This is a genomic window from Chitinophaga silvisoli, assembly GCF_003412465.1.
Classification (GTDB): domain Bacteria; phylum Bacteroidota; class Bacteroidia; order Chitinophagales; family Chitinophagaceae; genus Chitinophaga; species Chitinophaga silvisoli.
Window position 1 is genome coordinate 812700 of the sequence record NZ_QTJV01000002.1, and the last position, 13191, is coordinate 825890.

The 13191-nt window shown below is 47.2% G+C and carries 16 protein-coding genes; 8 read left to right on the forward strand and 8 right to left on the reverse strand.

Annotated elements, in window-relative coordinates:
• The first annotated feature begins 12 nt into the window (after positions 1-12).
• The gene (locus DXN04_RS09510; protein ID WP_116853093.1) at positions 13-384 is read left to right on the forward strand and encodes a hypothetical protein; all 372 of its coding nucleotides are present in this window, start codon (positions 13-15) and stop codon (positions 382-384) included.
• Here DXN04_RS09510 and DXN04_RS09515 read toward each other — a convergent pair.
• Positions 381-1406 (reverse strand): SPASM domain-containing protein, encoded by a 1026-nt coding sequence (locus tag DXN04_RS09515; RefSeq protein ID WP_116853094.1) that lies wholly within the window; start codon positions 1404-1406, stop codon positions 381-383. The genes DXN04_RS09510 and DXN04_RS09515 overlap by 4 nt on opposite strands.
• A gap of 146 nt (positions 1407-1552) precedes the next feature.
• On the opposite strand from DXN04_RS09515, the gene DXN04_RS09520 reads away from it, so the two are divergent.
• Together DXN04_RS09520 and DXN04_RS09525 are read left to right on the forward strand one after the other, a co-directional pair.
• Positions 1553-2332, forward strand: a complete 780-nt coding sequence (locus DXN04_RS09520) for a glycoside hydrolase family 25 protein (protein WP_233525552.1) — start codon at positions 1553-1555, stop codon at positions 2330-2332.
• Positions 2332-2613, forward strand: a complete 282-nt coding sequence (locus DXN04_RS09525; RefSeq protein ID WP_116853096.1) for a hypothetical protein — start codon at positions 2332-2334, stop codon at positions 2611-2613. The genes DXN04_RS09520 and DXN04_RS09525 overlap by 1 nt, the downstream gene beginning before the upstream one ends.
• Before the next feature lie 62 nt (positions 2614-2675).
• On the opposite strand, the gene DXN04_RS09530 is transcribed toward DXN04_RS09525, so the two are convergent.
• Positions 2676-2885 (reverse strand): general stress protein CsbD, encoded by a 210-nt coding sequence (locus tag DXN04_RS09530; protein WP_116853097.1) that lies wholly within the window; start codon positions 2883-2885, stop codon positions 2676-2678.
• Between the two features lie 493 nt (positions 2886-3378).
• Between DXN04_RS09530 and DXN04_RS09540 the strand changes: the two genes are divergently transcribed.
• Positions 3379-3567 (forward strand): hypothetical protein, encoded by a 189-nt coding sequence (locus DXN04_RS09540; RefSeq protein WP_116853099.1) that lies wholly within the window; start codon positions 3379-3381, stop codon positions 3565-3567.
• Positions 3568-3715: 148 nt separating this feature from the next.
• On the opposite strand, the gene DXN04_RS09545 is transcribed toward DXN04_RS09540, so the two are convergent.
• Entirely contained in the window at positions 3716-4138 is a 423-nt protein-coding gene (locus DXN04_RS09545) for a YybH family protein (protein WP_116853100.1), read from the reverse strand.
• An 81-nt stretch (positions 4139-4219) separates the two neighbouring features.
• On the opposite strand from DXN04_RS09545, the gene DXN04_RS09550 reads away from it, so the two are divergent.
• The 3 genes from DXN04_RS09550 to DXN04_RS09560 are packed head-to-tail and all read left to right on the forward strand — an operon-like array spanning position 4220 to position 7234.
• The gene (locus DXN04_RS09550) at positions 4220-5410 is read left to right on the forward strand and encodes a DegT/DnrJ/EryC1/StrS family aminotransferase (RefSeq protein ID WP_116853101.1); all 1191 of its coding nucleotides are present in this window, start codon (positions 4220-4222) and stop codon (positions 5408-5410) included.
• A complete protein-coding gene (gene kdsB / locus DXN04_RS09555; RefSeq protein ID WP_116853102.1) occupies positions 5411-6139 on the forward strand; it encodes a 3-deoxy-manno-octulosonate cytidylyltransferase in 729 nt (242 codons plus the stop codon).
• 18 nt (positions 6140-6157) lie between these two features.
• The gene (locus DXN04_RS09560) at positions 6158-7234 is read left to right on the forward strand and encodes an iron-containing alcohol dehydrogenase family protein (RefSeq protein WP_116853103.1); all 1077 of its coding nucleotides are present in this window, start codon (positions 6158-6160) and stop codon (positions 7232-7234) included.
• A gap of 73 nt (positions 7235-7307) precedes the next feature.
• Here DXN04_RS09560 and DXN04_RS09565 read toward each other — a convergent pair whose 3' ends face one another.
• The 5 genes from DXN04_RS09565 to DXN04_RS09580 form a co-directional block, all read right to left on the reverse strand.
• Complete coding sequence (locus DXN04_RS09565) at positions 7308-8534, reverse strand: MFS transporter (protein WP_116853104.1); 1227 nt, start codon at positions 8532-8534, stop codon at positions 7308-7310.
• An 81-nt stretch (positions 8535-8615) separates the two neighbouring features.
• Complete coding sequence (locus DXN04_RS34750; RefSeq protein ID WP_158568932.1) at positions 8616-8759, reverse strand: hypothetical protein; 144 nt, start codon at positions 8757-8759, stop codon at positions 8616-8618.
• Positions 8760-8852: 93 nt separating this feature from the next.
• Complete coding sequence (locus DXN04_RS09570) at positions 8853-10814, reverse strand: alpha-ketoacid dehydrogenase subunit alpha/beta (protein WP_116853105.1); 1962 nt, start codon at positions 10812-10814, stop codon at positions 8853-8855.
• Positions 10814-11164, reverse strand: a complete 351-nt coding sequence (locus DXN04_RS09575) for a phage holin family protein (protein ID WP_116853106.1) — start codon at positions 11162-11164, stop codon at positions 10814-10816. Before DXN04_RS09575 ends, DXN04_RS09570 begins: the two co-directional genes overlap by 1 nt.
• A 30-nt stretch (positions 11165-11194) precedes the next feature.
• Entirely contained in the window at positions 11195-12121 is a 927-nt protein-coding gene (locus tag DXN04_RS09580; RefSeq protein ID WP_116853107.1) for a hydroxypyruvate isomerase family protein, read from the reverse strand.
• A gap of 99 nt (positions 12122-12220) precedes the next feature.
• Between DXN04_RS09580 and DXN04_RS09585 the strand changes: the two genes are divergently transcribed.
• A complete protein-coding gene (locus DXN04_RS09585; RefSeq protein ID WP_116853108.1) occupies positions 12221-13189 on the forward strand; it encodes a formylglycine-generating enzyme family protein in 969 nt (322 codons plus the stop codon).
• The last annotated feature ends 2 nt before the right edge of the window (positions 13190-13191 follow it).

Consider the following 13191-nt stretch of genomic DNA (forward strand, 5'->3'; position numbering starts at 1 on the left):
AAATAATTACACATGCCCAAGGTGAAGATCACCAACTCAAGCACACTACAAAGTGAGATCCTGAGGTTAAAGAGAAAATCCCGTTCGCTGGAAAATGAGCTGGGAGACCGCGTAGATTATTTCAAAGGCAATTATGGCAAGATGGCCCTCAATTCTGTCATACCCGGTAGTGCAAAACATTCGGGTTGGATGGGTATTGCAGGCAAGGTAGCGAAAGTGGCCTGGCAAAGTAGCAGTGCCAAATCATTCGCTACCAATGCCCTGATGACGGCATTAGAATTTGTTGGTGTCAGAATGGGAATCAATCTCTTTGATAAATTCCGCAAGAGCAGAAGCAAAAAGAAGAAAGCCAAAATGGCGGCTACTCCTCCTGAAGAAGATTAGCCCCATACCTTGGTGCCTTCACTACAGTTTGCACAGATATCTATATTGGCCCTGCCCTTCATAATCTGGGTACGGAAACCAACATATTTCTCATTTTGCCACAGTTCTTTCATGGACTGTTGCTTCAAATCGCCCAGTTTATGCTGGGCGTCCTTGTCAAAACAGCAGGGTACAACCAGACCATCCCAGGTAATAACAGGTGCATGCCACAGGCGCCAGCAGTGATTCCCCATTTTATTCTTGATCTTATAGGTACCATCTTCGAGGCGACGGTAACGGCTAAATTTGTCAATAGTCGGAATCAGTCGGTTTCCTTCTTCATAATCATACACTTGTGCAGTTTTGAAGCGCACCTGGTCTACCCCTATTTCCTTCGCCAGTAGTTTGATATCCTCAATCTGGTGTTCGTTTGGCTTCACAACCAGGAACTGGAAGAAGACAAAGGGCTTCTTGGAATTCAGTTCCTTTTTCCACTTCACGATATTTTTAGCCCCCTGAATTACCTTTTCCAGGTTGCCACCCACCCTATATTGGGTATACACATCCTGTGTGGTACCATCAATAGAAATAATCAGGCGGTCCAGGCCACTTTCTACCGTTTTGCGGGCGTTTTCGTCCGTCAGGTAGTGCGCATTAGTGGAGGTAGCAGTATACAGGCCTTTGCTGCTGGCATACTTTACCATGTCCAGGAATCCTGTATTCAGGTATGGTTCCCCCTGGAAATAAAATATGAGGTAGAGGAGATCTTTGGAGATCTCATCAATCGTTTTTCTAAAGAAATCCTGATTCAGCATCCCTGTAGGACGGGTGAAAGCCCGTAAGCCACTAGGGCATTCCGGACACCGGAGATTGCAGGAAGTAGTCGGTTCGAATGACACAGAGATTGGTAAACCCCATTGCACTGGTTTCCGAGACCATTTACTTACAAAATAACTGCTCAGTACTTTTCCGGCATTCCATCCACGACGAAGGGTAAACTTAGAAAGCAGGTTCAACGAATCATTCCAATTAAAATCCGGCATAACACAAACACTTTGGATATTGTAAAAATAAGATAACTATATCGGTTATGGATAATAATATTATACTTGCTATAAATTTGACATAGTCAATACGTAGCGGATACTCCAAAAGCAAAGGCTATGCTAAAAGCAGAATTAATACTATCGTGACAAAATCCAGAGATAAAAAAGGTTGGGGTCTACTTATCTTCATCTTTCCAATGGTGGTCCTGATTGCCGCCGGCATCGTTTATTACCAGCTAAAGACAGGGGGGCTCAACTTTGTGAGGTATGCGGAGTTTGGTATCGATATGCCCGTTGACTATGAAATACATGGGATTGATGTCTCCAAATTTCAAAAGAATATCAACTGGGACGCGGTACAGCAGATGCAGGTAGATAAGATCCACATTTCTTTTGCGTTTATAAAGGCTACGGAAGGAATTACCCGCCAGGATGCCAATTTTAAGCAGAACTGGACTCGTGCCAAGCGGGCAGGAGTGGTGCGGGGTGCCTATCATTTCTTTTATGCTACCCGTAATCCACTTAAGCAGGCCATCAATTTTCAGAACGTGGTGCAGCTGGAGCCGGGCGATCTCCCCCCGGTACTGGATATAGAGGTGAGTAACGGGCAACCGCCAGCCGTGATCAGGAGCACCGCCCGTGTCTGGCTGGAAGAAATGAAGAAAGCCTATGGGGTAAAGCCCATCATTTATACGAACGTACATTTTTACGAAACTTATCTTGGCGATGAATTTGACGACTATCCTTTGTGGGTAGCCCATTATTACCGGAAAAAGAAACCGGCATCCGCAAGGAACTGGCTTTTCTGGCAGCATAATGATGGGGGCAGGGTAAATGGAATATCGACCACTGTAGACTTCAATGTATTCAGAGGAGACAGCGTGGCATTCAGTAAGTTATTAATTCGCGCAAAAAAGCACTAATGGAAAACCAGGAAACTCCCCAACGGGAAGATGAGAAGGCCCCGATGGATATGCGGATCGTATATTATTTCGTACGCATTATCCGAACCGTCTTTTTGTTCCTGTTCTGGGGGATTGTCAATGTATTTCTGGGATTATATCTCGGATTTGCCGTGCCGGAGGAGTTTACGCCCGGCCGAATGATCTTCTTCTATAGCTTTGCTTTCCTTACACTTGTGGCATACCTCTTCATAGTGTGGAAAACGTGGAGGAAACATGGCCACACTACAGATAATTATTAAAATAAAAAATGGCGAACTACGTTTTCCGTAATTCGCCATTATTGATGGAGAGATTAAGTTAATTAAAGGAGGGCTTGTTGCAGATAAGCCTGCTGCATCCCTTTGATAATGCGTGCTACGTCTTCCTGAGGTTTGCCAATCTTACGTTCCAACCGTACAAACAACTCTTTCTCTTTGCCTGTTTCAAATACCAGATCTTCATCAGACAACTCTGTGAAACGTTGTTTTAGCAATTTCTTCAGTACCGACCACTGGTAACTACGGATGTTCATAGTAAAGCTTATTTTTTATTGAGTTATAAATATGTGACGTATTAATCCATCGTTCCAGGGTAACAGGGGGTCCCTCCATTGAGGTCTAAATCAAACAGTTATCTTCAAGAACGTAATACTATAATATTCAACATCTGTGCCATTTGGCAGCATTATGGGGTAAAAAAGTAAACCGCATTGATCAATTATGTCCCTTTCTAATAAATAGTTTGCGGGGTACCTATTACTGAATATAGGAATTAAAATTATGCTAAAATACTCGAATAACCATTTTAGCACCTGAAATGCAATCTATTGCATCCGTGAATTTTATGTTAAGTTGTGGAGACATGGGAGCCGGGGTTGTTGTCGCATTACGCAATATGTGGAGGCATTTACTCATACGAGCACTATCAAATGCCCTATTAGCAAGTATTTCGGGATGGTACATACTTTGCAAAGGTATATTCGTATTGATTGACAAAGGAACTGTTAACAAATAAAACGGAAACTCATGCTAAGTGATGAAAGTAAACAGCCTCCTCGTGAAGAGCACAAGCAACCTTTACAGCACAAGGTTGATATTTTAAAAACCGATAAAGCCGATACTAATACCAACCCGCTTCATGGTGCACTCTCCGAAGAACCGGAGGAGGAAAATAAAGCGGTGAGGGATCAGGATCGTTCAAATAATGATAACTAATTCGTTTGCCATAGTTTATTGATTAACCTATTATGGAGATCAAACGATTAGTAAGATTCTTCTTTAATGTTGTGGTGTATAGCAGGCCGTCCCATTCATGGGATGGTTTTCTTTTTATAGGCATTCCTCACTTTCTTATAGTTTACTCCTAACTGCTATGGTCGGCAATAATCTTCCATTGCCCCTTTATCTTCCTTATTAATAAGGTATATGCTCCCTGCAGGTCGCCGGCGCTTCGCTGCAAATGCCATTTACCTACTACAAAGCAGAGATCTTTTGCCAAAGGCCTGATTTCCAGGATCTTGAAATCCAGTTTGCCCATGGCTGCAGTGTCAGGGTAAGACTTTTTATATCGCTCCAAAGTCGCCTTCCAGCCATAAGTGGGGCCATGACTGCCTACAAATACCAGCGAGTCCGATTGCCAGTACGTTTGCATAAAGCCCTCTATATTCCCCTGGTTCCAGGTACTGGTTTGCACCGTCATCAGCTGGCGGATCTCACTGTCCGCAGTTTGTGCCAGAACAGCAATAGAAGGGGCTGTCAACAGAATAAGATACAGGATAAAACGCATGGTAATTTTTAGTAAAAGATAAACAGTTTTTCCGAGGGCCGAGTAGTGGATTATACTACCTTTGCAAAAAATCAACAACTTATGCCCGGATATGAATTTTTTGGCCCGGAAGAACGCAAGGAAGTAAATGACGTGCTGGAAACCGGCATCTTTATGCGCTATGGGTTTGACGGCCCACGCAAAGGCATCTGGAAAGCAAAGGAGCTGGAACAAGCCATCTCTGAGAAACTGAATGTTGGATACACTCAGATCGTATCCAGTGGTACAGCAGCCCTCACTGTAGCAATGCAGGCATTGGGTATAGGTGCGGGAGACGAAGTGATCATGCCGACCTTCACATTTGTGGCAAGTTTTGAGTGTATCTTCTCGGTAGGCGCTACCCCGGTGCTGGTAGACGTAGATGATACCCTGACCCTGGACCCTAAAGCGGTTGAGGCAGCAATCACCCCACGTACCAAGGCGGTAATGCCGGTACATATGTGTGGTGCTATGGCTGACCTGGATGCCCTGAAGGCCATTTGCGACAAACACAATCTGATCTTACTTGAAGACGCCTGTCAATCTTTCGGCGCTACTTATAAAGGTAAAGCGGTAGGTACTATCGGCCACGCCGGTGCCTTCTCCTTCGACTTCGTAAAGACCATCACCTGTGCTGAAGGTGGTGCTATCGTAACCAACGACAAGGATATTTATGTAAAAGCGGATGGTTATTCCGACCATGGTCATGACCACCTGGGCGTAGACCGCGGTGCGGACCTGCACCCTTTCATCGGGTACAACTTCCGTATTTCTGAACTGCACGCTGCCGTAGGCCTCGCGCAGGTAAGGAAGCTGGATACCTTCCTGAGCATCCAGCGCAAAACCAAAAAGATCTTCAAAGATGCATTGTCCGCTCTTCCCCAGGTAAGCTTCCGCCGCCTGCCGGATGCAGCAGGTGACAGTGCTACCTTCCTGGCCTTCTTCCTGCCGGAAGAATCTCAGGCAAGGGCTGCCGCTGCTGCTATGAAAGCTGCCGGCCTGCCTGCATTTTACTGGTTTGACAACAACTGGCATTATATCCGTAACTGGGAACACTTCAAACAAAGCACGGTATTAAGCCGCTTTGCACCAGGCCTGCAACAGGCAATGGAACTGTATAAAGTGAAACAATTCCCTGCTTCTGACGCTATCATGAGCCGTTGCATCTGCACCCCTATCAATTTAGGCTGGAGCGATGCTGAGGTAGCTGAACGTGCTGAGAAACTGGTAAATGCAGTAAAAAGCGCCCTGTAAATGAAAAAAGTAGCCTTAATACCTGCCCGCTATGGCGCTACCCGCTTCCCGGGCAAGCTGATGGCAAAACTGGGAGGTAAGTCAGTCATCCTGCGTACTTACGAAAGCACCGTGAAAACAGGTGTGTTCGACGAGGTAATGGTGGTGACCGATTCCGATATAATCTACCAGGAGATCATCAGCAATGGTGGTAAAGCAGTCATGAGCAAAAAGGAACATGAGTGTGGCACCGACCGTATTGCCGAAGCGATCGCTGACAGGGAAGATGTAGAGATCATCGTGAATGTACAGGGAGACGAACCTTTCACCCAGAAAGAACCGCTGGAAAAACTCCTCCAGGTGTTTGAAGGCGAAGCTGGTCAGAAAGTACAGGTCGCGTCCCTGATGCAGGAACTGAAAGACTGGGCATCCATCGAAGACCCTAACTATGTGAAGGTGGCCGTGGATAAACAGTTCAACGCACTTTTCTTCTCCCGTTCCGTCATCCCTTATCCACGGGATAAACAGGTGAAACCCGTTTATTATGAGCACATCGGCATCTATGCCTTCCGCCGCAAAACCCTGCTGGATTTTACCCAAATGCCGGTAAGTCCGCTGGAAGCCGCTGAAAAGATAGAATGCCTGCGCTACCTTGAAAATGGCATCTCCATGAAAATGGTAGTAACAGAGTACATGGGTGTGGAAATCGATACACCGGAAGACCTGGTGAAAGCAGAAAAATTATTGTAACAATATTAACTGTTCGAGATGAAATTCAGGAACTTTAAGATGGTTGACTACGTGGTATATGGCCGCGGATGTTTTGACCAACTGGATGAAATATTGGCTCCCAACCGTAAAGGAGATGCTCCAATGATCTTTTTCGTGGACCATTTCTTTCAGGGAAATGACGCTTTCGCTAAGCGCATCCCGGTAAGAGGCAAGGACAAAATCATTTTTATAGACGTTACCGACGAACCTAAAACTAAATACGTAGACAAGATCAGAGATGAACTGAAAGCGGAATTTGGTGAAGTGAGCGGTATCATCGGCATCGGTGGCGGTTCCGTAATGGACATGGCCAAAGCGGTTTCCCTGATGATGACCAACCCCGGTTCATCTGCTGACTACCAGGGCTGGGACCTTGTAAAGTTCCCCGGCGTATACAAGGCTGGTATTCCAACCATCTCCGGTACCGGTGCTGAAGTAAGCCGTACCTGTGTGTTGACTGGCCCTACCCGCAAGCTGGGTATGAACTCCGACTTTACCCCATTCGACCAGATCGTACTGGATCCTGAATTGATCAAAGGGGTACCTAAGAACCAGATGTTCTATACAGCGATGGATTGCTATATCCACTGTATTGAATCCCTGACAGGTACTTACCTCAATGCTTTCAGCCGTTCTTACGGTGAAGAAGCCCTGCGCCTCTGCCAGGAGATCTTCCTGCAGAAAGCACAGTGGGATGACGATGCCGATGAGAAACTGATGATGGCTTCTTATGCCGGTGGTATGAGTATCGCTTATTCTCAGGTGGGTGTAGCGCACGCTGTGAGCTACGGTCTGGCTTACCTGTTGGGCACCAAGCATGGTATTGGTAACTGTATCGTGTTCGACAAGCTGGAAGAGTTCTATCCTGAAGGTGTAGTTGAATTCAAAGAAATGGTGAAGAAACACAACATCGACATTCCGCAGGGGATCACCAAAGGACTGACTGATGAGCAATTCAACATCATGATCGATGTATCCCTGGGTATGGCTCCGCTGTGGGAGAATGCATTGGGTAAGGATTGGAAAGAGAAGATGACAAGAGAAAGACTGAGAGCACTCTACGAAAGACTGTAATCAGACTCCATATTAAAAAGAAATCCCGGTCGCTGTGCAGCGCCGGGATTTTTTATTTTATACCAGGCATGAATTATCGTTGAAACCATTTGCCTGGTGAGAATACAATTTGTTTCACAGTTTGCATGCGGCGATTTTGATAAATAAAGATCAGGTAGATTGTCGCCAGCAAGGTTACAATAGCAGTAGAATAGAAGGTGATCGGGAATAACCTGGAATCGTTGTGATATACAAATGCAGAGAGGTATGCACCTATCCCGATACCGGCTTCCTGGGCTATGTACATAGATGCCAGGGCCCTTCCTTTGTATTCAGGTCTGCCAAGGTCGATGGTCCAGGCAGTCACCGCAGGAGAGTTCAGTCCTACAGATACACCATAGATCACAGCAGCTGTAAGCATCAGGGCAGGAGTGTTGGCGACTCCCAATGTAAAGACTCCGATAGCCATAATCACCGTAGCAATCTTTAGTACCGGTAGTCTGCCATAACGGTCAGATACCTTACCGGCCAATAAGCGGATGCTGATAGAGCTGGCAGTGAAGAATGTATAAAACAGGCCTTTGCTCGCAGGCGGCAGTCCTACATAATTGCTGAAATCAGGAATAATTGTGAACAGTACGCCATAGCTATAATAAGTGATGAAGGTGACGATGACCGGTGCCAGTACCAGTGGCTCAAAGATCTCTGATTTCGAAATCTTCAAAGACGAAAGCCGGAAACCTTGCTTATTAGGGAGCGTTTCTTTCATACCACCTACCAGGATCACCACTGAAAGCAGGGCGAACACGGCAGACAGCTGGAACATTACATGTATATCCCAGATAGAGGTGACATAGCCCCCGATGGCGGGTCCCAGGGCCATACCAATTGTACTGAAGAGTCCCACCATGCCCATTGCTTCTGCCCTGCGGGTAGTCGGTACGATGTCTGCCACATAGGCAGCGGTGCCGGTAGGTTTGAAGCCTGTTGAGAATCCATGAAAGAATCGGAGTAATAAGAAAGCAGCTACGGTGCTGACCAGGGGATAGAGGAGGCTACAGATCACACAGATAACGGAGCCGAAAATCATTACCGGAACCCGGCCAACGGTATCTGTCAGTTTACCGCTAAAGGGGCGTGACAACCCGGCCATGAGTGTAAACAATGCCAGAATATAGCCTTTATATTGTTCACCGCCCATGCTGCTGAGGTAAGCTGGTAAGTCTGGAAGCATCATGTTGTAGCTGGCGGAAAACAGTGCGTTGCTAAGGCATAGCATGATAAAGTGGAAGGTATAGATCCTCCCGTGCGACTGATCCATGATGCAAAGGTAGTGAAGGGCAATAAAAAAGCCGTCTTAATTATTTAAGACAGCTTTTTAGTATCATGAAGAAGTTGAATACTAGCGTTTTACGTATTTGAACGCAGCAAAAAGGAACATTGCAGCAAATGCAGCGATTACAAAGTAAGTAGCGTAATGAGCAAATGCATCTCCTGCTCTGAAAAAATCTGTGGTCTCTACGTTATTAACTACGGCAAGCAACATAAAAAATTCGTTTAATGATCCGGGGTGCAAGTTAGCACATTCAATTTAGAAAAAGGAGGAAAATTTCCGTCAGGACTAAGCGCTGATTCAAAGCTAGTATTTAACCAGTTTTTGTACACATTCATGCAGCCTTGACTTGGCGAGGAAATGCCCTTCCAGCTCCGCCGCAAAGGGTACCGGCGTATCCAGGGATGCGCAGCGCATGACCGGTGCATCCAGCAGATGGAAACAGTGTTCCGCTATCCAGGCAGCTATTTCACCTCCAAAACCTCCCGTCAGGGTAGCTTCATGTAAGATGAGTACTTTTCCCGTAGCAGCGACAGCCTCCCGGATTGCGTTATAATCCAGTGGTTGCAGGGATCTTAAATCTAAGATATGGATAGATAAATCCTCATGCAGTTGGGCATACTCCAATGCCCAATGTACGCCCGCTCCATAGGTAATGATACTAAGCTCATCCCCATCCAGCAGCACCTTCGCTTTCCCAATCTCTATTGTATAGGGTGCATCGGGTACGGGACCGCTGATGCTCCTGTACAAAGCTTTGTGTTCAAAAAACAATACCGGGTTTGGGTCTGCCAGTGCTGCCAGCAATAAGCCTTTTGCATCTTCAGGTGTAGCCGGGTACACTACTTTCAGACCCGGTGTGTGTGTAAACCAGGCTTCATTACTCTGCGAATGAAAAGGGCCTGCACCTACGCCTGCACCGGCAGGTAGCCTGATGACCACATTGGCATTTTGGCCCCAGCGGTAATGGATCCTGGCGAGATTGTTTACAATCTGGTTAAACCCACAGGAAACGAAGTCAGCAAACTGCATCTCCACCATGCTCCGGTACCCCATCACTGATAAGCCTAATCCTGCACCGATAATGGCACTTTCGCAGAGGGGCGTATTACGTACCCGCTCCTTACCATATAAGGCTACCAGGCCTTCTGTGATCTTGAATGCGCCACCATATTCCGCTATATCCTGTCCCATCAGGATCAGTTCAGGATGCAGACTCATCGCCTGCTGCAGGGCATCGGCAATCGCATCAATAAAGCGTTTCTCTGAAACGGCTCCTGCAGGAGCCAGGGGAGCAGGTGCCGGGGCATACATATCCGCCAGCTCATCGTCCAGGTTAAAAGCATGCACAGGTTCATGCAATGCTGCCTGTATATCCAGGTCTATCTCCTGTTTCAGTGATTCCCTGAGGGAAGCATCGAACAGATTCAGATACTGTAAGAATTGTTCAAAATGTAAGATGGGGTCGCGCTGTGCCCAATACTCCAGTAGGGCCGGGGGCACGTACTTTGTACCACTGGCTTCCTCGTGTCCCCGCATTCTAAAGGTCATTGCCTCTATCAGTACGGGTTGCTGTTCCTGCAGGGCATGTCGCTTGGCTTCCTGCACCGCGTGGTATACCTCCAGGATATTATTACCATCTATGCGCATACCCCGTATGCCATAGCCGGCGGCTTTATCTACCAGCTGCTCACACCTGAATTGCTCCCTTACCGGGGTACTCAGGCCATAGCCGTTATTTTCAATGAGAAAAATAACTGGTAAGCCCCACACAGCGGCTACATTCAGGGCTTCGTGAAACTCCCCTTCGCTGGTGCCGCCTTCTCCTGTAAAAGCCAGGGCTACCTTGCCTTCACCTTCCAGCTGAAGCGCCAGAGCGATACCATCGGCTACAGACAACTGCGGTCCCAGGTGAGAGATCATACCAAAGATGTGATGTGCCCTGCTTCCAAAATGAAAAGACCGTTCCCTGCCTTTACTATATCCCAGCGGACTACCCTGCCATTGATGAAACAGTTGCTGCAAGGGCATCTGCCTCGTGGTGAATACGCCCAGGTTGCGATGCAATGGCAGGATCCATTCATCCTGGTCCAGGGCTAAAGTCGCGCCTACGGCAATTGCTTCCTGCCCTATACCTGAAAACCACTTGCTTACTTTACCCTGCCTTAGCAGCAATAACATTTTCTCCTCCACAAGCCGGGGGTATAACAGGGCTTTGTAAAAGGCCCGCAATTCGTCGTCACTGATATGTGTGCGGTCGAAGTACATCAATCATTAGGATTGGTACCTGCCAGGCTATTCATAATGCCTGTAACTACAGTCAGCACAAGACTGAACAGCAGCGCCCATATAAAACCATCTACTTTGAAGCCGGACACCAGTGAGCTGGCAATCATAATAATGACTGCATTAATTACCAACAGGAAAAGCCCCAGGGTAATGATGGTCACAGGCAATGTCAACAGGATTAAAACAGGTTTTACCAACAGGTTCAGTATAGCCAATACAATAGCCAGTACCAGGGCGGTACCAAAACTGTTGATCTTAACTCCAGGCAACACATAAGCCGTAACCATGGCTGCGATGGCGCTAATTAACAGGCGGATCAGGAAATTCATGTGAATAAATTTGAACGAAAGGTACTGAAATTAAAGAAATGCATCGCTTTCCCTGTAAGCCTTTATCAGTGCTACCTCACCTTCTTTTCCAGGGTTGGCATTGCCATGTTCCATACCCAGTACTCCCTTGTATCCTTTTGTATGTAAATGTTTGAAGATGTTCTTGTAATTGATCTCGCCGGTAGTAGGTTCTTTTCTACCCGGATTATCTCCGATCTGGATATAGGCAATTTCGTCCCAGCAAAGGTCCATGACAGGTATCAGGTTGCCGGTATTGCGTTGCATATGGTAGATGTCGTAGAGTATTTTACAACTGGGGCTGTTCACCGCTTTGCACACCATATAGCTTTGTTCTGCGGTGCGGAGAAAGAGGTCTGCATTATCGCTCAGGGGTTCCAGCACCATGATCAGGCCCTGAGGTTCCAGGATGGCGGTGCCGAGGCGCAGGGCTTCGATTACGTTGGCTGTCTGCACACCGATGGGGAGGTTGCGCTCAAAGTAGCCGGGTACAAAGGTGGCCCATTTGGCATTCACGCGTTTCGCTGTTTCCAGTGCCTTGCGGCATATTTTCACAAAGGTATCCCTGAACTCCTGTTTGCCGGTGGTGAGGGAAGTTTTCCAGTTGTCGCCGCCGTCTATCACAAAAACGCCCATTTGCATACCCAGTTTTGCCAGCAGGTTCCCGATCTTTTCCTGTTCGGCCACATCCCGGTTCATGAGACCGTTGTCCTCAAAAGATCTGAATCCCTGGTCGTACATAAACTGAATCTGGTCCAGTACATTGCTGCCGGCACTGTTCTTAAACATGCCATCATGGGGCGCATAGTTCAGGTTAAAAGGTTTTCCGATGGCTGGTAATGAGCCTTCCGAGGGATGGGCGGCAGCAGTAGCAGCACTGAATGCAAGGGTTGACAGACCTGCCAGGGTTCCCTGCTGCAAGAATTTTCTTCTTTCCATAACGTTATATTTATTGCATGAGATTACTAAATGTATAAAAAACATTGCTTTACCGCAATCGATTTAATAAATTCACTACCGATTCTTTAAACCGGTGTTATGAAAAACAAATTGCTTGTACTGTCTCTCGGCTGTATGATCGCCCAAAGTGTATCAGGCCAGGACAATAGTCCTCCTAACCAGCCATATACGGCCACCCTTCCTGGTACTACTGTTTCCTTCAGGATGGTGCCTGTACCTGCTGGTACCTTCAACTGGGGAAGCCCTGTCTCGGAAAAGGGCAGAAACGAAGATGAAGGTCCACATCAACAGGTAAAAATCGGGGCATTCTGGATGAGCGCACATGAAGTCACTTTCGATGAATACGATGTGTATGCAGATGCAGAAAAAGACAAGACCCCCATTCCTGATGGTATGACCCGCCCCAGCCCGCCATACATTGACCTGACCCTGGGTATGGGTAAGCAGGGGGGCTACCCGGCAAATAGCATGAGCCAATATGGTGCATTGAGCTATTGTCGCTGGCTCTATGTCAAAACCGGCATCTTCTACCGCCTGCCTACCGAAGCGGAGTGGGAATATGCCTGCCGTGCCGGTGCCACTACGCCTTATCCTTTTGGCAAGGATAGTGCAAACCTGAAACAGTACGCCTGGTATGCAGGTAACAGTGGCGGTAAGTACCACAAAGTAGGAGAGTTGCAGCCCAATGCCTGGGGATTGTACGACATGCTGGGAAATGTAGCAGAATGGACCCTTGACCAGTACGATGTACACTATTTAGAACAGGCACCCGATACAGATCCATGGAAGCAACCTACTTCCAAAACGCCCCGTAGCATCAAAGGGGGCCATTACCAGGACGATGCTTCACACCTGCGCAGTGCGGCCCGTTTAAAATCTGATCCTGACTGGAACAGACGTGACCCTCAGATTCCTAAAAGCAAGTGGTGGAATGCCGATGCTCCTTTTATCGGTTTCCGCATTATCAGGCCTGTAAAGCAACCCACGAAAGAAGAAGCCGAACAGTTCTTTGCTGACGTACTGGATAAATATATTGGTTCCCGATAAAC